We start from the raw sequence: 22,803 nt of genomic DNA, 5'->3' as shown, positions 1-22,803 counted from the left end.
GTCTAATAAGCTACATCCATGTAGCGTTACCTAAAAAGGCGATAACGCAGTAAAAATGACCAACAAACGCTGTCCGAAGGATTCGGCTAAAAGCGTTTTACGCTTTGTTGAACAGTATTTGCTTAGAATGACTAGGCAACACACTGTCCGCCGCGATTAAAACGCTTTTATCTCGAACAAAATTTAACCGCGAAAGATCAACAGCCCCTAGCTAAACTCAATATTACTAATGATTAGAGCAAACTTACCTGGCTTTTTTTTAGTCATTAAAAAGCCCACCTCCTGCACACTTTCTGCCGTTAACTTTGGAGCATTAGGTAATAGCCTGCCGCGAAAGGTCGCAATAAAATCAGCCAGTTTAAAACTAAACTGCTGTTCAATGCCGTTTAAGGTGACAAAATTGTGACGATACGCAACTCGATAACCATCAACATGAGACATAATGCGTACTTGATAAGTTTGACCATCCCCTTTGCTATTAATACGGATACGCTCAACACCTGAGGTTAATGATTCAATCCGTCGATAGACCGAACTAAAGCCACCATTGTTATCCCGTGAAATGTTACCGAAAAAACGCCCATAATTGCCTTCAATCAACATTAGGCTCGATGAAGCACCACCCATAACGCTGTCATTCGAGACACGCCAGTAATTTATTTCGTTTGACTCAGTAAAGTTAATTAACATATTAGAGGTTAATGATTCACATCACTAAATGCTAAGGTCAGCGCTTTATTTAACTCACTTAAATCTTGGGCAACTAAGGTAGCTAAATGGGCGTAAGGCGATTGCTCACCAAAAGTTAATAAGCATGAAGGCATATTAGCATTTTTCGCCGCTTGTATGTCGTAAAGGTAATCACCTACATAGAGTAACTTTTCTGGCGGACACCGCCATAAGTCAGCAATATGAAGTAAGGCATCTGGCGCTGGTTTCGCTTTATGCTCCTCTCGTGTTAATACCAAATCAACAGTTAAATCATTTTTTGTTAATTTTACCTGTGCTGCCGCTTTACAATTTCGCGTGACTATAGCAAATGGTAAATTTAGCGAGGTTAACAATGCAAGAATTTCCCTAGTACCTGCAAGCAAAGAAGATGAATGTGCATCAGCCATCTCAAACTCAACAATTTTTTCACTGGCGGCGTGTTGCTGCTCAATAGGAAGCGATGCAACAAAAGATAAAACATCAAGATGCTCTGGGCAGTTAAGCTCAGCTTTGATTTCCGCAAAATCTAACGATGATGTGACCAAGGTATTATCTAAATCAAAAATGATACCACTCAGGTCACCAACTAGCACCTGATGATGATTTAACACATGATTTTCAAAACCTGATAATAAATTAGTCACTGCGATTATCCTTTAGCATTTCTGTAAGTAAGGCTAAAAAAGCAGTTAAGGTTTCTTCATGCTGATAATCAAATGCGTACCTGCCATGAAATAATAGGGTCAAGGTTAAGTCTTTATAACCTAAAAAGCAGGTATAACCATCAAAATCATGCCAAGCATCAACATTATCTAAACAATAACGATGCTTTGATTTGTCCCCTTTTGAAGTGATGATATTAAAGGCTTTTAAATATTGTTTTAAGCTTAATTGTGGTTGGTGCATCACTGCTCCTAATGGATAAAGTGTCAGACTCTATATAGCAAAATATAATAGGTGAAAGTAGTAGCTATATAACCTTAACAAGTTAATACGATGAGTTAATACTAAAAGTTCACCATAAACAAAGAATTATAACGGCTACATGTATTGTAGTGTCAGCGCAAATAATAATAATATTTGTAATTAAGTGAAATAAAATTCCCACGTAATATTGTGAATTTACGGAACAAAAAATGATATTTACTATGACTATTTTTAGCGGCTAAACAATGGCACAATGGTATTGGACATTCTCATTAGGAAGATAAATGAAAGCGATTTTTACCTTATTTTTTATACTGGTAAGTTTTACCAGTCACGCCGCCGAGCAAGCAGAAGAAATTTTTGCTCAATTAACATCATCATTGTATCAAATTAAGCTTATTGATAAGGCCAGTGGAGAAAAATCTTCAATAGGGTCTGGCTTTCAAATTAGTAGCGATGGCATGATAGCAACCAATTATCATGTTATTTCAAGTTATGCTCGCCATCCCACTAAATACCGTATTGAATACTTAGATAACTTAGGAAATACTGGCGAATTAACACTTAAAAGTGTTGATGTAATTAACGATCTTGCTTTAGTTGAGCGCGAAGTTACTGCCCCCATGGATTATTTTTTACTTTCGAAAAGCTCACCTCAAAAAGGTGAAAAACTATTCTCATTAGGTAACCCACATGACTTAGGAATGATTGTTGTTCCAGGAACATACAATGGTCTAAAAAAAGAATCATTTAGTGATCGCATTCACTTCACCGGCTCAATTAACTCAGGAATGAGTGGGGGTCCGGTAGTAAATAAAGACGCGGAAGTGGTTGGTATTAATGTTGCCACCTCAGGTAACCAAATAGGTTTTCTCGTTCCACACGGAAAATTAATAAAGCTCTATGCTGAGTTTAAGAAATCACCTCCTGCTGACATAAAAAAACAAATGGCATCTCAACTGTTAGCAAGTCAGAACGAGCTAATGTCAACGCTACTTAATAGTCCATGGCAACCAAAACAGTTAGGTGCCAACGGAATTATTCCGATTATTGATGTGCCTTTTATTCGTTGTTGGGGTGACTCAAATACCGATAAGAGTGATGCCTTAATTTTAGCCGCTGTTGCTAACTGCTCTTTAGACGAAGATACTTATTTAGCCGCGAACTTATTTACTGGGAATATTGAAATAGAGTTCAAACACATGCAAGCAAAAGAGTTGAGCGATAGTAAGTTCTATCATTTATATCAACAACAAATAGCAAGAGCTGGCGCAGGAAATCGTGCTGGTAAAGGTGATGTCAGCGAGTTTCAATGTCAGCACGACTTAACCACACCGCAAAATAATAATATGACAAGCAAAAGTATTTTTTGTACTCGTGCTTATAAAGACTTTCCCAAACTATTTGATGTTTTATATTTAGGTGCCTCAGTTGATAAAGGCCAACAAGCATTGGTCAGTCACTTTACTATTGCCGGTGTTAGCCAGAAAAATGCGATGGCCTTTACCCATAAATTTATGGAGGCTGTATCATGGAAATAATTATTGAGGAAATTAGCCGTGGTCAAAAATTACTACATCGTCACCAGTTAAATAAAAGCACAGTTCGTATTGGCCGTGATTATAACAACGATATTATTTTATCCGATCCACATATTTGTCCACAGCATCTTGATATCAATTTTAATGACGGTGTTTGGACGTTAACTGACAAGAATACGATTAATGGCACCTTTCTAGAAAATGCTAGCAATAAAAAGCAATCAGCTAACCAGCATATCATTGAAGACGGCGATATTATTAATTTAGGAAAAAGCCAACTCCGTATTGTATTTCGAGACCATAAAGTAGCGCCTACTGTACCTTTTAGTGCCTTTGAAAACTTAATCGACTTGTTACGCAGTCCAATAGCACTGACCTTAAGCATTGCTATTTTTATTATGGTTGCCGGTGGTGTTTTCTATTTAAACAACCCAATAGAAAGTAACTTAAGCCAACTACTTGTTAGCGCTATAGGCATGTCTTTGCTATTTGGGGTATGGCCTGCGGCTGTCGCATTAGTATCACATTTAACTAAAAATGATGCTCGTGTTATGGCGCAGTTAGGGGTCAGCTTTGCATTATTTAATTTAATGTGGCTCAGTGATTTATTGGAAAATATTGTCGCGTTTAATACTGCTAGTCATTCTGTAATGCTAATTCTTATTAACTTAGTACCTATTGCATTAACTTTCACCCTATTATGGCTCAACAGTTATATTGGTTTTCATATGACTGCAAAACGTAGAATGGTTACCGCGTTAGGTTTAACCGTATTACTGTTCGGTGGCGGCTACTTAGTACAGTATAGTAACAAGCCTGAATTTGATCCTCATCCAAACTATAACGCGACCATTATGGATCCAAGCTTTTTGCTTGCACCAAGTAGTAGCGTAGATGATTTTGTTGAGCAAAGTAAGCAACTGTTTATTGATGCTGAAAAGTCTATTCAAGAAGAAGAGTAATAATTATCTGTAGAGCCATTTCGCTATTTTAAATAAGAATATAACCAATATAAAAAGCCCCCAAACATCACAATGCTTGGGGGCTTTTATTAATCTAGCTTTCTATTTATGGGCGAGGAATAAAACCTACCGCATCATACACAGAAGTTAAAATTGGGCTCGCTTTTTGAGAAGCTTTTTGTGCGCCACTGCGCATTACTTGCTCTAAAAAGCTTTGGTCTGCGCGGTATTCATGAAACTTAGTTTGAATAGGTTCAAGCATGGCAACGACAGCATCAGCAACATCACCTTTTAAATGACCATACATTTTATCTTCATACTCAGGCACTAAATCAGCGACGGTTTTTCCTGTTGCGCATGATAATAGCGATAATAAATTAGACACGCCTGGCTTTTCTTCAATGTTGTAATAAATACGTGCTTGCTCGTCTGAATCAGTGACCGCACGCTTAATCTTTTTACTAATTTTTTTAGGGTCTTCTAATAAACCAATAAAGTTACCCGGATTAGTGTCCGACTTAGACATTTTCTTGCTTGGTTCAAGTAAGCTCATGACACGAGCGCCGTGCTGTGGAATAAAAGGATCCGGGACAGTAAAAATATCACCATAAATATTATTAAAGCGTGTTGCAATATCACGTGCTAACTCTAAATGTTGCTTCTGGTCGTCACCTACCGGCACAGTATCGGCACCATAAAGTAAAATATCTGCCGCCATTAATACTGGATAAGTAAACAAGCCTGAGTTCATATTCGCTTCAGATTTTTGTGACTTATCTTTATATTGAGTCATACGGTTTAATTCACCCATTTGGGTGTAACAGTTTAGTACCCAACTAAGTTGTGCATGCTCAGGTACATGTGACTGAATAAAAATAGTGCTTTGTTCTGGGTCAACACCACAAGCCAAATATAGCGCTAAACCATCAAGGGTAGCATTACGTAAGTCAGCCGCTTTAGGGCGAACGGTAATAGCGTGTTGATCAACCAACATATAATAACACTCATGGGTTGGTTGCATATTTACCCATTGCTTTAATGCGCCTAAATAATTACCAATAGTTAATTCGCCTGAAGGCTGACAGCCACTTAATACAATAGGTTTACTCATGATTTTCCTTTAAATTACTTTAATCGTTATTTTATCGTAACGGCTATGGCGTTACTTTTTTTAATTCTGCGCGCATATCATCAATGGCGACTTTATAATCTGGCTGTGAGAAAATCGCGCTACCGGCAACAAACATATCAGCACCTGCCGCCGCAATTTCAGCAATATTACTTGCCTTAACACCGCCATCAACTTGCAAGCGAATATCTCGGCCACTAGCGATAATTTTTTCTTTGACTAAGCGAATTTTGTCTAAAGTAGTTGGAATAAATGATTGCCCACCAAAGCCAGGATTCACCGACATCAATAAAATAACATCAAGTTTATCCATCACAAAGTCTAAACAATGCAGAGGTGTTGCTGGATTTAACACTAAACCCGCTTTACAACCATTATCTTTAATTAGCTGTAAAGTTCTATCAATATGATCGCTAGCTTCAGGATGAAAGGTAATAATATCAGCTCCTGCTTTAGCAAAGCTAGGCACTAAACTATCAACCGGCTTTACCATTAAATGTACATCAATAGGCGCTGTAATACCGTAACTTCTTAACGACTCACAGATCATAGGACCAAATGTTAAGTTAGGCACAAAATGGTTGTCCATCACATCAAAGTGAACAACATCTGCACCTGCAGCAAGTACTTTAGCTACATCGTCACCTAAACGAGCGAAATCAGCAGAAAGTATTGATGGAGCAATTAAGTATGAAGGCATAATGGTATATTCCTGAAAAAACAGCCCACATTATACCCAAGCCAAAATGAAATGCGAATATGAAAGTGATAACTGTACCTATTAATCTGGTGCAGTTTTAACAAAACCGCACCGTTAAGGAGCATAAAAAACAATCACCCTTGATTATATAATTCATTTAAACCTCCTAAGCCACTGTTATTAATATCGTTATTTTTTATATTACTTATTTTTTTTCATAGGCATTATTTTTGCTCTATCTGTAACTAGAATAAAACTTAACGTCAACATAAACACTTAGGAATATAATATGAAAAGTATACTTTTACCTATTACGTTAACTGGTTTGGTTTTCAGTACTATCGCTATCTCTAACACTGCACAGGCAACTGAAGGCCTATCTGCTAATGTTGGCGCAACTTCAAATTATTTATGGCGTGGTTTAGAACAAACTAATGGCTCTGCCGCAATATCAGGTGGTATTGATTACGAAGATAGCTCAGGATTTTATGCTGGCACTTGGGTGTCTAATGCCGACTGGGCTAACAATGATATGAGCTATGAGTTAGATTTATATGGTGGTTACTCTGCAGATATTAATGACAGTTTATCTTATGATGTCGGCTTTATTTATTATGCTTACCCAGATGAAACTACAGGTGATGCCGATTTTTCTGAAGTTTATGCCAGCGTAACTTTTGAAGCACTGACTTTAGGGGTAGCCGTATTAACCTCTGGTGAAGGAGCTGATGTAGGTGACACTATATACGCCAGTGCTGATTACAGTTTTGCTTTAGCAAACGATGCCGATATCACCCTGCACTTAGGCTCATATTCTGGTGATTGGCTTAGTGAAGATTCTATTGATTATGGTGTGAGCTTTAACAAATCAGGCTTTACCTTAGGTGCATCAGCAACGGATTTAGATGGTGCTGCAGGCGATATAAAAGCTTATATTGCTTACAGTATAGATATTGATTTATAAAAATAATTAAAGATACAAATTAGTATAAAATTCAAACAAAGACATAAAGGTGTGATTCGGTTATAATCGATCACACCTTTTTTATGTAATAGAGTAAATCATGTCAATACGGATGCTGGCAGATATAACTTTAACCAAGCCTAAAAGACTCTGTTTAGTCTTTATTATTGCATTAACTTTATCTTGCACTTATCGTTATAGCGTAAATAATATTCACGCCAAGCAAACTCAATATGAAAACATTCTTAAAGACTGCACTACACTGAAGTCTGAATTACCATTAAGTCACAGTAACCATCCCTGTAATGCCGTTTATAGGCCCAACAAAAGTTGGTGGGCGTGGTTTGCTGGAGAGAGCAAGTCAACTCACCGACAATTTTTAGATTTAATAGAGTTAGTACATTATAGTTTTGATTAATTAAAAATAGTTAAGCGGTAAACACTATGAGAAATGCTAAACAAATATTTAAGAGTGTATTCGCTGCCTTTTTTGGAGTGCAGAGCCATAAGAACCGCAAACAAGATTTCGCCCAAGGAAAGCTATCTCACTTTATTGTTGCAGGCGTAATATTGACGATTGCATTTATTGCATCGCTTGTTTTAATTGTGCAGTTAGTCTTAGTAAATAGTTAAATCGAAAGTTCAGTTTAGGGTTTACTATCCCGAGCTCAGGTTACTTATACAAAGCCAATAATTCAGCAACCTTTTTACGCTGCCCTGCATTTTGACTAATTGTTCTAGCCACTTGAATTGATTTTATTTTAGCTGAGTGCTCATAAATCTTACGCGTCCAAATAGTATCGTGATTTGAAATCAATACCGGAATATTTTTAGCTTCATTCACTTCTTCTGCGACATTAGCTAGATCAGCCTGTTCATCTAAACCAAAGCCATTACCTGAATAACTGGTAAAACTTGCTGTTTTACTTAATGGGACATATGGAGGATCACAATAGATAACATCGCCCTGCAGTGCTCTAGCGAATGTTTTGCGATAACCTTCACAAACAAATGTAGCTTTTTGGCTCTTCTCAGCAAAAAAATTTAATTCAACTTCAGGGAAGTAAGGCTTTTTATATTTACCAAAAGGAACATTGTAACCGCCTGACTTATTATATCGACATAAGCCGTTATAACCGTGGCGGTTCATATAAAGAAAAATAAGCGAACGAAAGTAGCTATCTTTACTAGCGTTAAATTCAGCTCTTAATTGATAATAAGTGTCCGCTTCATTATGTTCAGGATTAAATATTTTTCGCGCGTCGGCAATAAAGGTATCAGGAGATTTTTGCAGTATTTGGTACAAATTAATCAAGTCTTGATTAATATCATTCAAAATATAATGATCGTAATTGGTATTTAGAAAGACCGATCCTGCGCCAACAAAAGGCTCAATTAAACGCTGTTCTTTGGGTAGCATTTTAGCAATAACATCAGACAGACCATATTTACCACCTGCCCACTTGAGAAATGCTCGATGCTTCTTGCTCATTAATCGCTTAAACCTAAAATCTGAATAAAATTACGCTGCGAATTGTAGCTCGATTTACTCTTTAAAGGTATTAATTTCCGCAAGAACAAGCGAAATGGGTTTAATCCATGGGTCTCTTGCTACTAAATCATCAGGAAACGCTTGAATTGCTGCTTTAGCATCTTCTTTGGTTGCATAATTCTCAGAAGTAACGACGGTAAATTCCTTACCATTTAGATCTTTAGTGTAATGATGTAAAGGCATTGTTTCATAAGTAGTTAAAAACTCAGTTAAGCGTTTATTATCAAAAAATCCAGCTATTTGTATAACGTAACCCTCTGGCGCTAACAATGCTGCTTGAGCATAGTACGAACCAGCCTCTGAAGTATTAGTTTTTAAGGTTTCTGATGCTTTAATTGCTTCATTATTTGGGCTCAGAATTTCCGTATCTTCACTCGCTTCTTCTAGCGCTGCCGTTGACGTAGTTGCCAATAAAGCGTTGAACACTTCCGAACTATTTGCGACTTGTGGCGCTTTCAATTCAGTATCATTTAAAAGCGCTTGGTAAATATCAGTCGCATTAGCCTCATTAACAGTTGTAGCAGGCTTATTTAGCTGTTTATCGTTACTGTCGGTTATTGGAGTAGTAGAGCTATCAATAGAAGTCACTATAGGCTTACTAAAGGAGTCTTCGCTGGCTTTATCAGCCATCACCGTTGTTTGTGTGAACAATGATTTATTATCTACATCGCTAATATAAATAAATAACGCTAAGCAAGCAGCCATTAATAAAACAACACTTAAGCCTAACACTATTTTTTGCCATAAATGCACTTTAATCGGTTTAACTACGGGTGCCAGCTTCGGGTCATCGTAGTTATATAGTTGCCCTGTTAAAGCATCAATAATCACTAACTTATTCTTGAATAGCGTTTTATCACCAACGACTTCTTTACCTGAGTCAAAGCTGCCAAAAAAAATCACATTAATTAACGTGTTGCTCTTCTTAGCTACTTGAACTAGTTGACATAGTTCATATTTAATTTGTAGTGATAACGCTTGGGCATGTTCAATAATAATTGTTAATACATCACTTTGTTGCTGAGCTAAGCGTAAAACGCTTTGTACTAGTGATTGCTCAGGATCAAATAAGGTATTTGAGAAAAGCTGTTCGATTAAGCGACAACGAAGCTGAATATCATTTAATTTAGAAGATGCAGAAACAAAAGCGGTATTTACTTGGTTAGTTTCTTGATTTGATATGGCAACAAGGTATTGGCGAGCAACCTGACTATAATCATCATTACTGTCGCCTACAACAAGTACAGCTTGCTTAGTAAAGCGTAAATTATAATCAATACGAGCCGTAACATTAATATTAGCGATGCTATTATCTGGTTTTATATTAATCACTGTTGAACTGCTTGGAAGTGCAGACATACTTTACCCTTTCTATGAAAATTTGTGATAGTGTCATTTATGATGACACTATCAAATAATTTATAGAATTTGCTGAAGTAAGTCTTGTGATACATCATCACGGATTTCCGATTTACCGATTGCTGTTGGAACGATAAAGCGTAATGTACCCGCTATGTTTTTCTTATCTCTGCGCATATGTTGAATAAATTCATTAAACCCCATATTACTCGGAGCTTTAATTGGTAAGTCAAATGCAGAAATTAACAACTCTATGCGACGATATTCTGACTCTTCAAGCAAATTCATTGCTACAGCTAGTTTAGCAGCAAGTACCATGCCAGTAGCAACTGCTTCACCATGCAACCAATTACCATAGCCTTGTTCTGCTTCAATAGCATGGCCAAAGGTATGACCTAAATTGAGTAAAGCGCGTAAGCCTGATTCAGTTTCATCTTTAGCAACAATGTCAGCTTTACACTGACAGCAAGTCTCTATCATTTGAGCTAAAATATCACTTCGACCTGACTTGATTGCCTCGATATTATTTTCTAACCAAATGAAAAATCGCTGATCGCCTAAAATGCCATATTTAATCACTTCAGCCATACCGGCATTAAACTCGCGTACAGGTAATGTAGTTAGGCTGTCAATGTCGATAAAAACCGCTTTAGGTTGGTAAAAAGCACCAATCATGTTTTTACCTAGCGGGTGATTAACTGCAGTTTTACCACCAACAGAAGAGTCAACTTGAGAAAGCAGTGTAGTCGGAATTTGAATAAAGTTAATACCACGTTGATAACACGCAGCAGCAAAGCCGGTAATATCACCAATAACTCCACCACCTAAAGCAATAAGCGTAGTATCACGGCCATGCTCATTTCTCAGTAAACTTGCCATAATAACTTCAAAGCTAGCCAAGTTTTTATAAGCTTCGCCATCAGGGAGCACTACGTCATCAACAATAAAGTCAGTGAGTTTAGCTTTGAGTTGCTCGAGGTATAAGGGAGCAACAACATCATTAGTAACAACACAGACTCTTTTGCCACCAATATACGAGGGTAATTTTGACGTTTGTTGTAACAACCCTGATTCAATAAAAATAGGGTAACTGCGTTCGCCAAGCTCTAAATTCAGGGTAGTCATAGGGTGCCACTAATGATAAAAATATAAAAGTCGAACTGCTATAGATTAAAATTCGATATTAAAACTCAAGTTTATCAATGATGTTATGTGCAACAACTTTTGCACTTTGCTCATCAGTCTTAACAATAATATCAGCAATTTCTTCATAAAGAGGATTACGCTCAACAGCAAGGTTTTCGAGTACTGTACGAGGCTCTTCTGAGGTTTGTAATAAAGGACGGCGACGATCACGTTGCGTACGAGCAACTTGCTTATCAATAGTTGTTTCAAGATACACAACAATGCCACGAGCAGATAATCGATTGCGAACATTAGTACTTATTACTGAACCACCACCAGTAGCCAGAACAATACCTTGTTTTTCACTTAAGTCTTCGATTACAGTTTCTTCTCTTTTACGAAAGCCTTCCTCGCCTTCAAGATCAAAAACCCAAGCGATATCAGCGCCAGTACGACGTTCAATTTCCTGATCAGAATCAAAAAACTCAAGGTGCAATCTGTCGGCTATTTCTCTACCTATAGTACTTTTACCAGCACCCATAGGGCCAACAAGGAAAATATTACGTTTTTCTGCCATTAGATTTATTTCATACTCGTTTTGTTAACAGGTCATTCAAAAGAAATTTCTACCTAAATAATAGTAAAAATAGCACTTTTGACGGAATAGAGGTCTCCCTCGGAAATTTCAAGGGCGTAATTATCGCAATTGTTAACTACAAATTGCAAGTAAGTTTACCGTTAACTTAATTAAAAACTCTTAAAAGCTAAAAATTCACTAAATAATAAGGGAATATTATTTAGTGAATTGAAGTAAATGTTATAAATGTTCTGTGACAATGCGTGGAGTAACAAAAATTAGTAATTCTTTTTTGCGATTACTATTACTCTTAGAACTAAACATCCAACCTAAATAAGGAATATCACCAAGTACAGGAACCTTAGAAACACTGCTAATAATCTCTTGCTGGTAAATACCACCTAATACGATTGTTTGACCATTGTCAGCCAGTACTTGCGTACCAATACGTTGAGTATTGATTGAAGGAGCAAGACCTACTTGTATCTCTGATATAGAGTCCTGAGTAACCACTAAATCAAGAATTATCTTATCATCAGGTGTGATATGTGGTGTTACCGTTAAGCTTAAAACAGCTTTCCTAAATTGAGTTGCCGTTGCACCACTTGAAGCAGCTTCTTGGTAAGGAATTTCAACACCTTGCTCAATGTAAGCTTCTTTTTGGTTTGCGGTAGTAATTCTTGGACTGGCAATAACTTCACCTTTTTTCTCTTTCTCTAACGCTGAAAGTTCTAAATCAAGAATTGTACCATTGGCTAGTTTTGCCACTTGAAAGGCAATAGAACCAGCAGGACTAACAACAGGTAAATTTACATTTAATCTATCGCCTAAGTCAGGAACATTACCACCTCGTGCAGAGTCTACCCCAGCTAAAGAGCCTGAAGATATATTCTCGCCATCGGTATTAGTAACACCCCAACGTATACCTAACTCTTCATCTAAATCATCGTTAACCGTTACCATACGTGCTTCAATGATTACTTGGCGAACAGGAACATCTAATATAGTTACCATACGCTTAATATCTTCAATGCTTTTAGCGGTGTCACGAATTAATAAGGTATTAGTACGCTCATCAACTGACACACTACCGCGTGGCGATAAAATACTGGTATCTTCATTTTTAATAAGTTCTGAAAATTCTAACGCTTTAGCATAGTTGATTTGTACATATTCAGAGTATAAAGGCGCTAACTCTTCAACTTGTTGCTGCGCTTGTAAAGTTTGTGCTTCACGTGCGGCCAATTCATCAGCCGGAGCAACCATTAAAATGTTACCCTGCATGCGCTTATCTAAACCTTTAACTTTTAGGATAATGCTTAATGCTTGATCCCAAGGTACACCGTCTAAACGTAGCGTAATGTTACCCGTTACTGTATCGCTTGTTATTAAGTTAAAGTCGTTATAATCCGCAATTAATTGCAGTACCGTTCTTACAGGGATATCTTGAAAACTAAATGAAATGCCACGGCCAGTAAAATCTTCGGTTTCACCTAAGTATGAAGGAGCTTTCTCCGCCTCTTTTTGTACGGTTAAAATGAATAAATTACCTTCTTGCTCTTGCGAGAAAGTAAAGTTGCTTTCAACATCAAGTACAAAACGTGCATTACGGCCATCTTTAAAAGTTTCAATGCCCTTAACAACAGTACCAAAATCAGTTACATCAAGTTTATAAAGTAATTCATCACTGATATTAGTATTATGTAATTCAACATTCACCTTGCCTAACTTGTCATTAACGTCTGCTGCTAATGTACTGTCACTAAGATAAATAAGTAGCTGTCCGTCATTATTCTCATTCAATCTAAAGTCAATCGATTCAACTTGGTTAATAAATGCTTTTCCAGCAGGGCTTAAACTCTCAACAACCTCTGCAGATGAACCTGAATTAAAAGTAATAGAAAATTCTTTATCATCTGTTAAAGCAACATCAAATACTGAGAGTTTCTCTAACTGAATACTTGCCACCATGTTACCCGTAGATGTATCAATAGTTACTTCTTCAATTCCAGCATGTTGAACAAGTGTTTTTTGTAAGTGCTGAGCATAAGTAGCAGCACCAAAATTAATTTTCACAAATGCGGGAGTCATTGAAGTGTTTACTTCAGGTAACTCGCTAATACTACGGTCAAACTTAAAAACTAGCTCAATTTGATCAGCTTGTAGCGTGTTATACGATATTTCACTGAGGTGGCTAACATCATTATTTTCATTCGCATTAACAATATGAGCCGCAAAACAAAGTAACAAAACTAAACAGAGTGGTAATTTGCTAAAGCCTTGGTGATTTTTGATTTTATTAAATAACATTATTATTTCCTTTACTTATTTGGCTCTGATTTAACAATTTCCAATTCTGCTTCACGCTCAACCCAACAACCTGCTCCATCTGGGGATAACTCCATAATTTTTACTTTTGTTGTACTCACTTGTGTAATTTTTCCATGGTAGAGTCCTAAATAATTACCAATAGAAACTCTATGCAAGGTTAAATCTGAAGCTTCTAGTAGTGCCCAAAGTTTATTTTCGTCACCTAATGTGCCCTTCATAACTAAATCACTGAGTGCATATTTTTCTAATGGCTGTTTACGTCGATTACTATCAGGACTTAAACAACCTGATACTTGTTGAATTTTTTGTTCTATTACTTCAGGCTTAGGCAGTACAAAGGGGCTACGTTGCTCTTGCGCTGAATAGGCGATATGAATGAATGCATGAACTTCAGGCATAGGTTCAATATAGTTTGTTGTAGTTGCTTTTACTTGTTCCATATGTGCTTCAATGTCTTTAGTATCATCAAAACAACCCGTTAATGATACTGATAGTATCGACGCAACCAATAAAGAGCGGTAATTTAGACGCTTCATTGAACTACCTCCTCTTGATAACGGTAGGTCTTAGCTTGTAACTTTAAATTAAGCGTTTCATTATCATTTTCAGCAATGTTAATAATAAAGTCATGTAAAGTAACAATTCTTGGCAACCCTGCGATTTTACTCACAAATTGACCAAAAGCGTGGTAAGGACCAATCACTTCAATATCAATAGGTAACTCGATATAGATTTCTTTACTGATTTCTGGCTGCCATTCTAATTTAACAAAATCTAAACCGCTTGTAGTACCAATGAAAGTAATATCATCAAGTAAACCAGGCGTTTCATGACTGTTAGGCAAACTTCTTAATTGATTAGCAAAAGTATCTTCAGCTTCTACCATTTGCGCGCGAAATAACTCTAAATTAGCCGCAATATGATATTTGGTTTTATACGAATCTTTTAATATTTTCTCTTCTGCATAGGAGCGTTCCAGTTGGGTTAATTGATTACTAATAATCCCCATATACCCTAGGCCTAATACAAGTACACCTAAAAATATTGCTAATACCAACTTAGCCGCTGCTGGCCACTGCCCTATGTTATCAAGTTCGAGGTTATCAAATTGCGATGCATCAAACTTCATCTTTAAACTCCCTATTTAGCCGCCAATGTTGCACTTGGATTTGCAATTAAGCCTTTAATTCTTACTTTCATTTTAAAGCTACTTAGCAATTTCGGTGAATCATCATCAGCAGTAATTGACTCTGGTGTTGCATCTGTAAATAAATCAGATAGTTCAATAGCGCGTATCATATTAGCTAAATGGTTATTAGATTCACTCTTTCCTGTTAAATAAATAACATTCCCTTGCTTTTCAAGCTGGGTAATATAGATGCCATTAGGCACTATTTTTGCTATTTCATCAAGTACTTGAGTACCCACGTTTCGGCTACGCTGTAATTGTTCAATTACATCGATACGTTTTTGTAAGGCATCTTTTTTTTCATTAAGTGTTCTTATCTCGCTAATTTGAATGTCAAGTTGCGCTATTTCGTTTTTGAGAAATTGATTACGACTATTTTGTCCGTCAATTCGCGCTTGATAGTAAAAATTAACAATTAAAACTAACGCTAGAGCAGTTAAACCTACCGCCGTTAAAATAGTAAAATACTCTTTCTTTTTTCTTTTTAGTGAGGCTTCACGCCAAGGGAGTAGATTTATATGTGCCATGGGGTAAAACTCCTTAACGCTAAACCTGTTGCAACCATTAATTGCGGTGCAACAATAGCAAGCTCTTCACTATTAACTGATGAACCTAAAGCCATGCCGTGAAAAGGGTTAGCAATAACGGTATAAATACCTATTTCTTCCGATAATAGCGCTTCAACCCCTTCAAGTTTTGCCGTACCACCTGAAATCAACAAGTAATCGACTTTTGTTTGGCCACTAGTTGTTAAAAACATTTGAATAGCACGGCGAATTTGCTGCATCAGTACAGTATGAAAAGGAGCGAGCACTTCAAATGTATAATTAGGAGGTAAGTCGTTACTTACCTTTGCTCTTTCCGCATCATCAAAAGATTTATTATAGTAAGAGACGATCGAACGCGTATATTGCTCACCACCAAACATTTGATCGCGGCTATAAATGTGTTTACCTTGTTGAGTAACAGAAAATAAAGTAACCGTTGCCCCAATATCGACAATTGCAACAACTTTATCCTCGGCATCTTCTGGAAGTTGAGATAGGCATAAGTCATATGAACGCCCTACGGCATAAGATTCAACATCGATAACTTTTGCTGAAAAATCTCCAGCTTCTAAGGCCGCAACTCTAGCCTCAACCGACTCAGTACGCGCTGCACTTAACAAAACATTAACTTTACTGGGATCAGATTCATTAATATCCAAAGTTTCAAAATCAAGGCTGACCTCATCTAATGGGAAGGGGATTAAGCTATCAGCCTCTATTTCTATTTGGCTAGCCAGCTCTTCCTCATTTAATGCAACATCCATATAAATAACTTTGGTAATAACCGTTTGCCCTGAAACAGCTGCTGCTGCGTCTGTTGCTTTGAGTGATATTTTTTTTCTTATTTTTTCAATCACACTACCAACCGCTTCAATATCTTGAATTTCACGATCGATTACAGCGCCACGCGCCATCGGCTCAATGGCATAATCTTCTAGAATATATCCTTCAGCACCTTGACTTAATAACACAGCTTTTACTGAATGTGAGCCTATATCAATCCCAACCATCATCGGGACTTTCTTTTTCCATAAATTGTCCAGCATAAGAACCCGCAAATATTTTTTGTAATTATTTTAGACGTAAAATACGCATAAATACATTTATTACATGCTTTTACACGATATACTAGTATTATCTTACATTTTTAACTATAAAATGAGTTTTTTGTGTTTTCACTTAAGAATTTATTAAAAATCAGTCTTGTAATGGCAACCTTAGTATTTATTGCTGCTATTGCTCTTTATTTAAGTATGCGTGATGAATTGCCCGATGTTAATTCTTTAAAGGATATTCAATGGCAAACTCCCATGCAAATTTATACGCACGATGGTTTACTCATTTCTCAGTTTGGTGAGAAAAAACGTATTCCATTAACGTTAGATCAAGTTCCCCAACAACTGATAGACGCTTTATTAGCCACTGAAGATGACCGTTTTTATTTACATTTTGGCGTAGACCCTATAGGCATGGGTAGAGCAGTGTTGGCAAAATTAATGGGGCAAGATAAAGGCGGCGCAAGTACTATTACCATGCAAGTTGCTCGTAACTTTTTTCTTACTCGTGAGGTTACTTACACCCGAAAGATTCGTGAAATTTTTCTTTCTTTTCATATCGAGAGCTTACTCACTAAAGATGAAATATTAATGCTGTACATTAATAAAATCGAATTAGGTCATCGTTCATTTGGTTTTGGCGCTGCTGCTCAAGTGTATTATGGTAAAGAGATTAATGAGCTAACATTACCGCAAATAGCTGTATTAGCGGGTTTACCTAAAGCCCCTTCAACGCTTAATCCGATACGTTCCCCTGAGCGTGCATTAGCGCGACGCTCTGTAGTTTTACACCGTATGCTCGTAAGTGGTTATATTGATGAAGCGACATATCAAGAAGCCAATGCTGCCCCAATTACGGGCGAAAGACATGGCGCACAAATTGAGTTATCAGCACCTTATGCTGCTGAGATGGCGCATCAAAAAATGATAGCGCTTTACGGTAAAGAAGCGGCTTATACAAACGGCTACAATGTTTTCACTACTATTAATAGTAAATTGCAAAACGCAGCTGACACCGCAGTGACTAATAACTTATTAAGCTATGATCAACGCCACGGCTACCGCGGACCAATTTTATCTTTACGCCCAAACTTAAGAAAACAAACTGAAAATAATAACTCAAGCAATGCTCCTCATGATACAAATATCAATACATCAGAAGTAGATGAGCTTACGCTAGATGAAATTAATCAAGCCTTAACACAAGTTGAGTATGATCAAGGCCTTGTACCTGCGGTTGTCACCACTGTTTTAGAAAATTCTGCAAAAATTGCACTGCTTAATAATGAGCAAGGCACAATTCCTTGGGAAGGAATGCATTGGGCACGTGCTTTTATTAATGATAGAAAACAAGGCTCCCCCCCTAAAAGTGCGAATGAAATACTCACTTACGGCGATGTTATTTTAGTGCAAAAAGACAGTGATGCTAACTACCACTTAAGCCAATTACCGCAAGCGAGCTCAGCAATGGTGTCAATGTCTCCAGATGACGGGGCTATCAAAGCCATTGTCGGTGGGTTTAGTTTTAAAAAGAGTCAGTTTAACCGAGTCACTCAAGCTAAGCGCCAAGTTGGTTCTAACATTAAACCTTTTATTTATTCTGCTGCGCTTGAGCAAGGTTATACTCTAGCCTCAATCCTTAATGATGCGCCAATTAACCAATGGGATAAAAGTGGTGATGATGTATGGCGACCTAAAAACTCTCCCGAAGAATATATTGGTCCTATTCGAATGCGCCAAGCATTAGCCCAATCAAAAAACGTTATTGCAGTACGTTTACTACAAGGTGTCGGACTCGATGGTATTATTAATCATCTGACGAAATTTGGCTTCGCTCCTTCAGACTTACCTAGAAATGAATCGCTTGCGTTAGGCTCGGCTTCTTTAACTCCGCTAGAAATAGCGACAGGTTTTGCTGCATTTGCTAACACAGGTTATTTAATATCACCTTATATCATTGATCGTATTGAAAACTCTGAAGGTGAAATTATTTACCAAGCAGATCCATTAATGGCATGTAACCCATGTGCTGCTGTTGATGCAACAAATGAAAACTTTGATAGCATGGTTAATATAGATAATGATGTAAAACTCACCGAAGACTCAATAATGACAGAGCCTGAAAGTGTAGTTTCACAACAAGAGGCTGCATCAAATACTAGCTCCCATGTTATTAAGAGCGCACCTCGTGTTATTAGTGCACAAAATGCTTTTTTAATTACTGAAGCACTTAATAGTGCAATTTGGGAAGCAGACTGGTCTGGAGCCAATGGTTGGCAAGGTACAGGTTGGCGTGCTAGGGCTTTAGGACGTCGTGATATCGCAGGAAAAACAGGTACCACCAACGAAGCAAAAGATGCTTGGTTTTCTGGTTATTCTCGCCGTTTAGTAACAACGGCCTGGATTGGCTTTGATGATCCTAGTCGTAACTTAGGTCAGAGTGTTTACAATAGCAATTTAGACAGAGAACAAATTGTTGGCGGTGAGTTTGGTGGGCGATCGGCACAACCTGCATGGATTGCTTTTATGAAAGAGGCATTGGCTGATTTACCAATAGAGCCTTTCCAGCCACCAACTGAAATTGTTTCAGTGAGAATTGACAAAGCAACAGGTAAACTCACCAATAAAACCGACAGAAGTACTAAGTTTGAATACTTTAGGTTAGGTAAAACGCCAACGGAATATGTAACTAAAGATACCAGTGATGAAATACTTAATGGTACAGAAACAAAAACCGAAGTTGAACTATTTTAAGGCTTACATCTAAAGCATTAAGTCTAAGACATTAAAAAAGCCACTATCAAATAGTGGCTTTTCATTTTATAAACGCTCATCAAGCTATTTATATATGTTTGATAAATACTTGAGAATTACGCTGAAAGTTGTACATCTGTTTTTTCCCTTCAGGTAACGCATCTAAATTTTTCTCGATGAAACCTTGCTCTCTAAACCAGTGTCCACTTACGGTGGTTAATAAAAACAATGACGACAAACCTTGCATTTTAGCCTCTAACTCTACAGCCTGCATCACTCGTTCACCACGATTACCGTTACGATAATCAGGATGAATTACCACACAGGCAACTTCACCTGTAGCAACTTCTGGGTAAGGATATAATGCCGCACATGCAATAATGACATCTTCCTTTTTAAGCACAATAAAACGTCCTATTTCTACCTCAAGTAGTTCGCGAGAGCGTTTAACTAATACCCCTTCTTCTTCCAAAGGCTGTATCAATTCTAAAATACCAGCAACATCATCAATACTAGCAACGGCTATCAGCTCTTTATGATCTTTGGCAATTAACGTACCGGCACCATCTCGGGTAAATAATTCTTGCAGTAATGCAGTATCACTTTGATAGCTAATACAATGACAGCGTTCAACACCGTTTTCACCACTTTGAATAATTGCCCGTAACAATAATTGCCGTACATGGCAGTCTTTTTCATCTAGCAAAGTTTTTACCGTTCTAACACTACAACTTTTGATTAACTCCCCAGTATTATCGATTAAACCTTCATCTTCAGTAAAAGTAATTAATTTGTCGGCTTTTAGAGCAATAGCAGTTTGCGCGGCAACATCTTCTAAGGCTAAATTAAAAACCTCACCGGTTGGTGAATAGCCAATAGGCGACAATAATACAATAGAGCCATAATTTAACTGCATGTTAATGCCGTCAGAATCTATTCTACGCACAACGCCCGTGTATTTATAATCTACACCGTCACGGACACCCATTGGTTTAGCAATGACAAAATTACCTGTACTAACACGTATTTGCGAGCCATGCATCGGTGAATTAACTAAACCAGTACTTAGTAGCGCTTCAATGTGTAAGCGTAACGAGCCCGTTGCATCTTTCACCGCAACTAAAGTTTCTGCGTCGGTAATGCGCACATTCTTTTCTATTTTTCGCTCAATATCACGCTGCGCCATGCGCTCTTCAATTTGTGGTCGTGCACCATGCACAACCACCAATTTAACGCCTAAGCTACGTAACAAAGAAATATCATGGATGATATTAGCAAAATTAGGGTGTAGTACCGCCTCACCACCAAACATTAACACAACGGTTTTACCACGATGCGCATTAATATACGGCGCGGCATTTCTAAACCATTTCACGTTGTTGATATTATTGTCCATAGACTTCAATTATTTTCCTATGCCTTTCTTATGCACGTTATGGGGTAATGCTTGCACGGTTAACCATGTATTGCATGGCAACCTCATCATTAGGATCTTTATGCGGGCTAGGCTCGCTATCCTCAATAATGTTGTCTGCTAATGAACTTTTATCAATTAAATTAAAGCCTAACTTAGTGAAGTACTGTGGAATATAAGTCAGTACAATTACTTGCTGTAATTCCATTTGATGAGCAAACTCGAGTAAGTACTGAATTAATGCTCGACCTTGACCTTGCTTTTGAGCATTTTGTTCAATAACAACCGAACGAATTTCAGCTAAACCTGTTTGATAAATATAAAGTGACGCTGTGCCAACAACTTTTCCATCAAGCTCTGCAACCACAAAATTTTGAATATCGTGAATAATGTTGTCACGAGTACGCGGTAAAATTTCGCCTTGCTCTGCCCAAAACTCTGTTAACGCAAAAATATTATCTACGTCTGACATCCGTGCACGTCTAACCGACATTGCCGCTGCCTTTTGAGCATTTAAACGCTGCTTCACTTGTTTTAAAGCTGAGCTTATTTGTATTTTACTTGGCGCGCCTACCACTTGTGCATTCAAGCTATCGTGATTACCTTGAATATCAGCAAGGGCTTTTTGTACTTGAGTTCTTGAAGTACCGCCAATAGCAACACGTTTATCTAAACATGACTCAATGGATAAGTGCCCAAAAACATCTTGCTCAATTTTGTCACTGTATTGTTGCAATTGTGCTAATGAAAAATCTTCTAAAGCGTGATCCGCTTCTATCGCCGCTAAAACAACTTCGCCAACAATGTGGTGCGCTTCACGAAATGGCACATCTTTACTTACTAAGTAATCAGCAAGTTCAGTTGAGTTTGCATAGCCTTGTTGAGCTGCGGCTAAAGTGCGAGCTCTATTAACTTTTAAGCCATCAGCAACCAACACTGCCATTTCCATACATTCTTGCCATGTATCAAGCGCGTCAAATAAGCCTTCTTTGTCTTCTTGCATGTCTTTGTTATAAGCCAATGGTAACGCTTTCATTGTTACCATCATGCCAGACAATGAGCCCATTACGCGCCCTGCTTTACCACGAATTAATTCACAGGCATCGGGGTTTTTCTTTTGCGGCATTAATGATGAACCTGAGCTCACTAAATCGCTCATTTCAACAAAGCCGGCTTCCCCTGAGTTGTAGAAAATTAAATCTTCAGCAAAACGCGATAGATGCATCATAGAAATGCTGGCATTAGAGAGTAACTCTAATACATGATCTCGGTCTGAAACCGCATCTAAGCTGTTTAAAGTAGCACTTCTAAAGCCTAAGTTTTGCGCTAATAAATCGCGATCAATTGGGTAAGCAGTACCTGCTAAAGCACCAGATCCTAATGGTGAAGTGTCTGCTCGATAAAGGGTGTCTTTTAAACGACCAATATCACGGTCAAACATTTCAACATAAGCCAAACACCAGTGACCAAAAGTTACGGGTTGAGCACGCTGTAAGTGGGTATAGCCAGGTAATACGGTATTGCTTTCACGCTCTGCTAAATTAAGCAGCGCTTGTTGTAAACTCACAAGGGCGAATAAAATTTCTCCCCCTGTTTCTTTACACCATAATTTTAAGTCGGTAGCGACTTGGTCATTACGGCTACGGCCTGTATGGAGCTTCTTACCTAAATCACCTGTTTTTTCTATCAGGTTAACTTCAACCCAGCTATGAATATCTTCAGCATCCGAAAGTAAAATCTGTTGAGGATTTTCTTCAACTGAAGCTTTTAATTCAAGCAGTGCTGCTTTTAAGCGAGTAAATTCATCCTGACTTAATACGTCAACCGTTGTTAACGCTTCAGCCCACGCAATTGAACCAACAATATCTTGTACTGCCATACGGTAATCAACAGGTAATGAGTCGTTGAATTTTTTAAACTGTACACTCGCTTTTTCTTTAAAGCGTCCGCCCCATAGTGCCATAA

At 37.7% G+C, this 22,803-nt stretch carries 22 protein-coding genes; 6 read left to right on the top strand and 16 right to left on the bottom strand.

The genetic code is table 11. The features are described from left to right. Window positions 1-207 precede the first annotated feature (207 nt). The 3 genes from KO495_RS05735 to KO495_RS05725 are packed head-to-tail and all read right to left on the bottom strand — an operon-like array spanning window position 208 to window position 1,617. Window positions 208-690, bottom strand: coding sequence for a CIA30 family protein (locus KO495_RS05735; RefSeq protein WP_215979442.1), 483 nt, complete (start codon window positions 688-690; stop codon window positions 208-210). Window positions 691-698: 8 nt separating this feature from the next. Then, window positions 699-1,355, bottom strand: coding sequence for an HAD-IA family hydrolase (locus KO495_RS05730; RefSeq protein ID WP_215979441.1), 657 nt, complete (start codon window positions 1,353-1,355; stop codon window positions 699-701). Next, complete coding sequence (locus tag KO495_RS05725; protein WP_215979440.1) at window positions 1,348-1,617, bottom strand: DUF3081 family protein; 270 nt, start codon at window positions 1,615-1,617, stop codon at window positions 1,348-1,350. Before KO495_RS05725 ends, KO495_RS05730 begins: the two co-directional genes overlap by 8 nt. A 305-nt stretch (window positions 1,618-1,922) precedes the next feature. On the opposite strand from KO495_RS05725, the gene KO495_RS05720 reads away from it, so the two are divergent. Together KO495_RS05720 and KO495_RS05715 are read left to right on the top strand one after the other, a co-directional pair. Next, window positions 1,923-3,179: a serine protease gene (locus tag KO495_RS05720; protein WP_215979439.1), complete on the top strand. Its 1,257-nt coding sequence runs from the start codon at window positions 1,923-1,925 to the stop codon at window positions 3,177-3,179. Next, complete coding sequence (locus KO495_RS05715; protein WP_215979438.1) at window positions 3,170-4,141, top strand: FHA domain-containing protein; 972 nt, start codon at window positions 3,170-3,172, stop codon at window positions 4,139-4,141. The genes KO495_RS05720 and KO495_RS05715 overlap by 10 nt, the downstream gene beginning before the upstream one ends. A gap of 106 nt (window positions 4,142-4,247) precedes the next feature. Here the strand turns inward: KO495_RS05715 and trpS are convergent, their stop codons facing one another. Next, window positions 4,248-5,252 carry a tryptophan--tRNA ligase gene (trpS, locus tag KO495_RS05710; protein WP_215979437.1) on the bottom strand — a complete coding sequence of 335 codons (1,005 nt, stop codon included), beginning with the start codon at window positions 5,250-5,252 and terminating at the stop codon, window positions 4,248-4,250. 43 nt (window positions 5,253-5,295) lie between these two features. After that, window positions 5,296-5,970, bottom strand: coding sequence for a ribulose-phosphate 3-epimerase (rpe, locus tag KO495_RS05705; RefSeq protein ID WP_215979436.1), 675 nt, complete (start codon window positions 5,968-5,970; stop codon window positions 5,296-5,298). 289 nt (window positions 5,971-6,259) lie between these two features. Here rpe and KO495_RS05700 point away from each other — a divergent pair, with 289 nt between their 5' ends. The 3 genes from KO495_RS05700 to KO495_RS05690 all read left to right on the top strand — a co-directional run bounded on the left by KO495_RS05700 (window position 6,260) and on the right by KO495_RS05690 (window position 7,567). Beyond that, window positions 6,260-6,934 (top strand): TorF family putative porin, encoded by a 675-nt coding sequence (locus KO495_RS05700; protein ID WP_215979435.1) that lies wholly within the window; start codon window positions 6,260-6,262, stop codon window positions 6,932-6,934. A 100-nt stretch (window positions 6,935-7,034) separates the two neighbouring features. Then, window positions 7,035-7,352, top strand: coding sequence for a hypothetical protein (locus KO495_RS05695; RefSeq protein ID WP_215979434.1), 318 nt, complete (start codon window positions 7,035-7,037; stop codon window positions 7,350-7,352). Between the two features lie 26 nt (window positions 7,353-7,378). Beyond that, window positions 7,379-7,567 carry a DUF2970 domain-containing protein gene (locus tag KO495_RS05690; RefSeq protein WP_215979433.1) on the top strand — a complete coding sequence of 63 codons (189 nt, stop codon included), beginning with the start codon at window positions 7,379-7,381 and terminating at the stop codon, window positions 7,565-7,567. A 40-nt stretch (window positions 7,568-7,607) separates the two neighbouring features. On the opposite strand, the gene KO495_RS05685 is transcribed toward KO495_RS05690, so the two are convergent. From KO495_RS05685 to KO495_RS05645, 9 genes are all read right to left on the bottom strand, one after another. Beyond that, a complete protein-coding gene (locus tag KO495_RS05685; protein WP_215979432.1) occupies window positions 7,608-8,426 on the bottom strand; it encodes a Dam family site-specific DNA-(adenine-N6)-methyltransferase in 819 nt (272 codons plus the stop codon). Between the two features lie 54 nt (window positions 8,427-8,480). Then, window positions 8,481-9,845 (bottom strand): hypothetical protein, encoded by a 1,365-nt coding sequence (locus KO495_RS05680; protein WP_215979431.1) that lies wholly within the window; start codon window positions 9,843-9,845, stop codon window positions 8,481-8,483. 60 nt (window positions 9,846-9,905) lie between these two features. After that, the gene (aroB, locus tag KO495_RS05675) at window positions 9,906-10,970 is read right to left on the bottom strand and encodes a 3-dehydroquinate synthase (protein ID WP_215979430.1); all 1,065 of its coding nucleotides are present in this window, start codon (window positions 10,968-10,970) and stop codon (window positions 9,906-9,908) included. A gap of 58 nt (window positions 10,971-11,028) precedes the next feature. Continuing rightward, window positions 11,029-11,547: a shikimate kinase AroK gene (gene aroK / locus KO495_RS05670; RefSeq protein ID WP_215979429.1), complete on the bottom strand. Its 519-nt coding sequence runs from the start codon at window positions 11,545-11,547 to the stop codon at window positions 11,029-11,031. A 240-nt stretch (window positions 11,548-11,787) separates the two neighbouring features. Continuing rightward, on the bottom strand, window positions 11,788-13,857 hold the full coding sequence (locus KO495_RS05665; protein ID WP_215979428.1) for a type IV pilus secretin PilQ family protein: 2,070 nt from the start codon (window positions 13,855-13,857) through the stop codon (window positions 11,788-11,790). Window positions 13,858-13,868: 11 nt separating this feature from the next. Further along, window positions 13,869-14,414, bottom strand: coding sequence for a pilus assembly protein PilP (locus tag KO495_RS05660; RefSeq protein ID WP_215979427.1), 546 nt, complete (start codon window positions 14,412-14,414; stop codon window positions 13,869-13,871). Then, window positions 14,411-15,007 (bottom strand): type 4a pilus biogenesis protein PilO, encoded by a 597-nt coding sequence (gene pilO, locus KO495_RS05655; protein WP_215979426.1) that lies wholly within the window; start codon window positions 15,005-15,007, stop codon window positions 14,411-14,413. The genes KO495_RS05660 and pilO overlap by 4 nt, the downstream gene beginning before the upstream one ends. Window positions 15,008-15,018: 11 nt before the next feature. Beyond that, the gene (locus KO495_RS05650) at window positions 15,019-15,594 is read right to left on the bottom strand and encodes a PilN domain-containing protein (protein ID WP_215979425.1); all 576 of its coding nucleotides are present in this window, start codon (window positions 15,592-15,594) and stop codon (window positions 15,019-15,021) included. Next, on the bottom strand, window positions 15,582-16,661 hold the full coding sequence (locus KO495_RS05645; RefSeq protein WP_215979424.1) for a pilus assembly protein PilM: 1,080 nt from the start codon (window positions 16,659-16,661) through the stop codon (window positions 15,582-15,584). The genes KO495_RS05650 and KO495_RS05645 overlap by 13 nt, the downstream gene beginning before the upstream one ends. Window positions 16,662-16,784: 123 nt before the next feature. Between KO495_RS05645 and KO495_RS05640 the strand changes: the two genes are divergently transcribed. Next, window positions 16,785-19,424: a penicillin-binding protein 1A gene (locus KO495_RS05640; RefSeq protein WP_215979423.1), complete on the top strand. Its 2,640-nt coding sequence runs from the start codon at window positions 16,785-16,787 to the stop codon at window positions 19,422-19,424. 88 nt (window positions 19,425-19,512) lie between these two features. On the opposite strand, the gene argA is transcribed toward KO495_RS05640, so the two are convergent. Then, window positions 19,513-20,820: an amino-acid N-acetyltransferase gene (gene argA, locus KO495_RS05635; protein ID WP_215979422.1), complete on the bottom strand. Its 1,308-nt coding sequence runs from the start codon at window positions 20,818-20,820 to the stop codon at window positions 19,513-19,515. 37 nt (window positions 20,821-20,857) lie between these two features. Then, entirely contained in the window at window positions 20,858-22,801 is a 1,944-nt protein-coding gene (argH, locus tag KO495_RS05630; protein ID WP_215979421.1) for an argininosuccinate lyase, read from the bottom strand. Between the last annotated feature and the right edge of the window lie 2 nt (window positions 22,802-22,803).

This window comes from Colwellia sp. D2M02 (assembly GCF_018860755.1).
Lineage (GTDB): Bacteria > Pseudomonadota > Gammaproteobacteria > Enterobacterales > Alteromonadaceae > Colwellia > Colwellia asteriadis.
The sequence above is the reverse complement of the archived record's forward strand: the minus strand, read 5'-3'. Positions and strand labels throughout refer to the sequence as shown.

Coding starts and splice junctions, on each gene's coding strand:
- KO495_RS05735 (WP_215979442.1), bottom strand. CDS start 690: ATGTTAATTAACTTTACTGAGTCAAACGAAATAAATTACTGGCGTGTC.
- KO495_RS05725 (WP_215979440.1), bottom strand. CDS start 1,617: ATGCACCAACCACAATTAAGCTTAAAACAATATTTAAAAGCCTTTAAT.
- KO495_RS05720 (WP_215979439.1), top strand. CDS start 1,923: ATGAAAGCGATTTTTACCTTATTTTTTATACTGGTAAGTTTTACCAGT.
- KO495_RS05715 (WP_215979438.1), top strand. CDS start 3,170: ATGGAAATAATTATTGAGGAAATTAGCCGTGGTCAAAAATTACTACAT.
- trpS (WP_215979437.1), bottom strand. CDS start 5,252: ATGAGTAAACCTATTGTATTAAGTGGCTGTCAGCCTTCAGGCGAATTA.
- rpe (WP_215979436.1), bottom strand. CDS start 5,970: ATGCCTTCATACTTAATTGCTCCATCAATACTTTCTGCTGATTTCGCT.
- KO495_RS05700 (WP_215979435.1), top strand. CDS start 6,260: ATGAAAAGTATACTTTTACCTATTACGTTAACTGGTTTGGTTTTCAGT.
- KO495_RS05695 (WP_215979434.1), top strand. CDS start 7,035: ATGTCAATACGGATGCTGGCAGATATAACTTTAACCAAGCCTAAAAGA.
- KO495_RS05690 (WP_215979433.1), top strand. CDS start 7,379: ATGAGAAATGCTAAACAAATATTTAAGAGTGTATTCGCTGCCTTTTTT.
- KO495_RS05685 (WP_215979432.1), bottom strand. CDS start 8,426: ATGAGCAAGAAGCATCGAGCATTTCTCAAGTGGGCAGGTGGTAAATAT.
- KO495_RS05680 (WP_215979431.1), bottom strand. CDS start 9,845: ATGTCTGCACTTCCAAGCAGTTCAACAGTGATTAATATAAAACCAGAT.
- aroB (WP_215979430.1), bottom strand. CDS start 10,970: ATGACTACCCTGAATTTAGAGCTTGGCGAACGCAGTTACCCTATTTTT.
- aroK (WP_215979429.1), bottom strand. CDS start 11,547: ATGGCAGAAAAACGTAATATTTTCCTTGTTGGCCCTATGGGTGCTGGT.
- KO495_RS05665 (WP_215979428.1), bottom strand. CDS start 13,857: ATGTTATTTAATAAAATCAAAAATCACCAAGGCTTTAGCAAATTACCA.
- KO495_RS05660 (WP_215979427.1), bottom strand. CDS start 14,414: ATGAAGCGTCTAAATTACCGCTCTTTATTGGTTGCGTCGATACTATCA.
- pilO (WP_215979426.1), bottom strand. CDS start 15,007: ATGAAGTTTGATGCATCGCAATTTGATAACCTCGAACTTGATAACATA.
- KO495_RS05650 (WP_215979425.1), bottom strand. CDS start 15,594: ATGGCACATATAAATCTACTCCCTTGGCGTGAAGCCTCACTAAAAAGA.
- KO495_RS05645 (WP_215979424.1), bottom strand. CDS start 16,661: ATGCTGGACAATTTATGGAAAAAGAAAGTCCCGATGATGGTTGGGATT.
- argA (WP_215979422.1), bottom strand. CDS start 20,820: ATGGACAATAATATCAACAACGTGAAATGGTTTAGAAATGCCGCGCCG.
- argH (WP_215979421.1), bottom strand. CDS start 22,801: ATGGCACTATGGGGCGGACGCTTTAAAGAAAAAGCGAGTGTACAGTTT.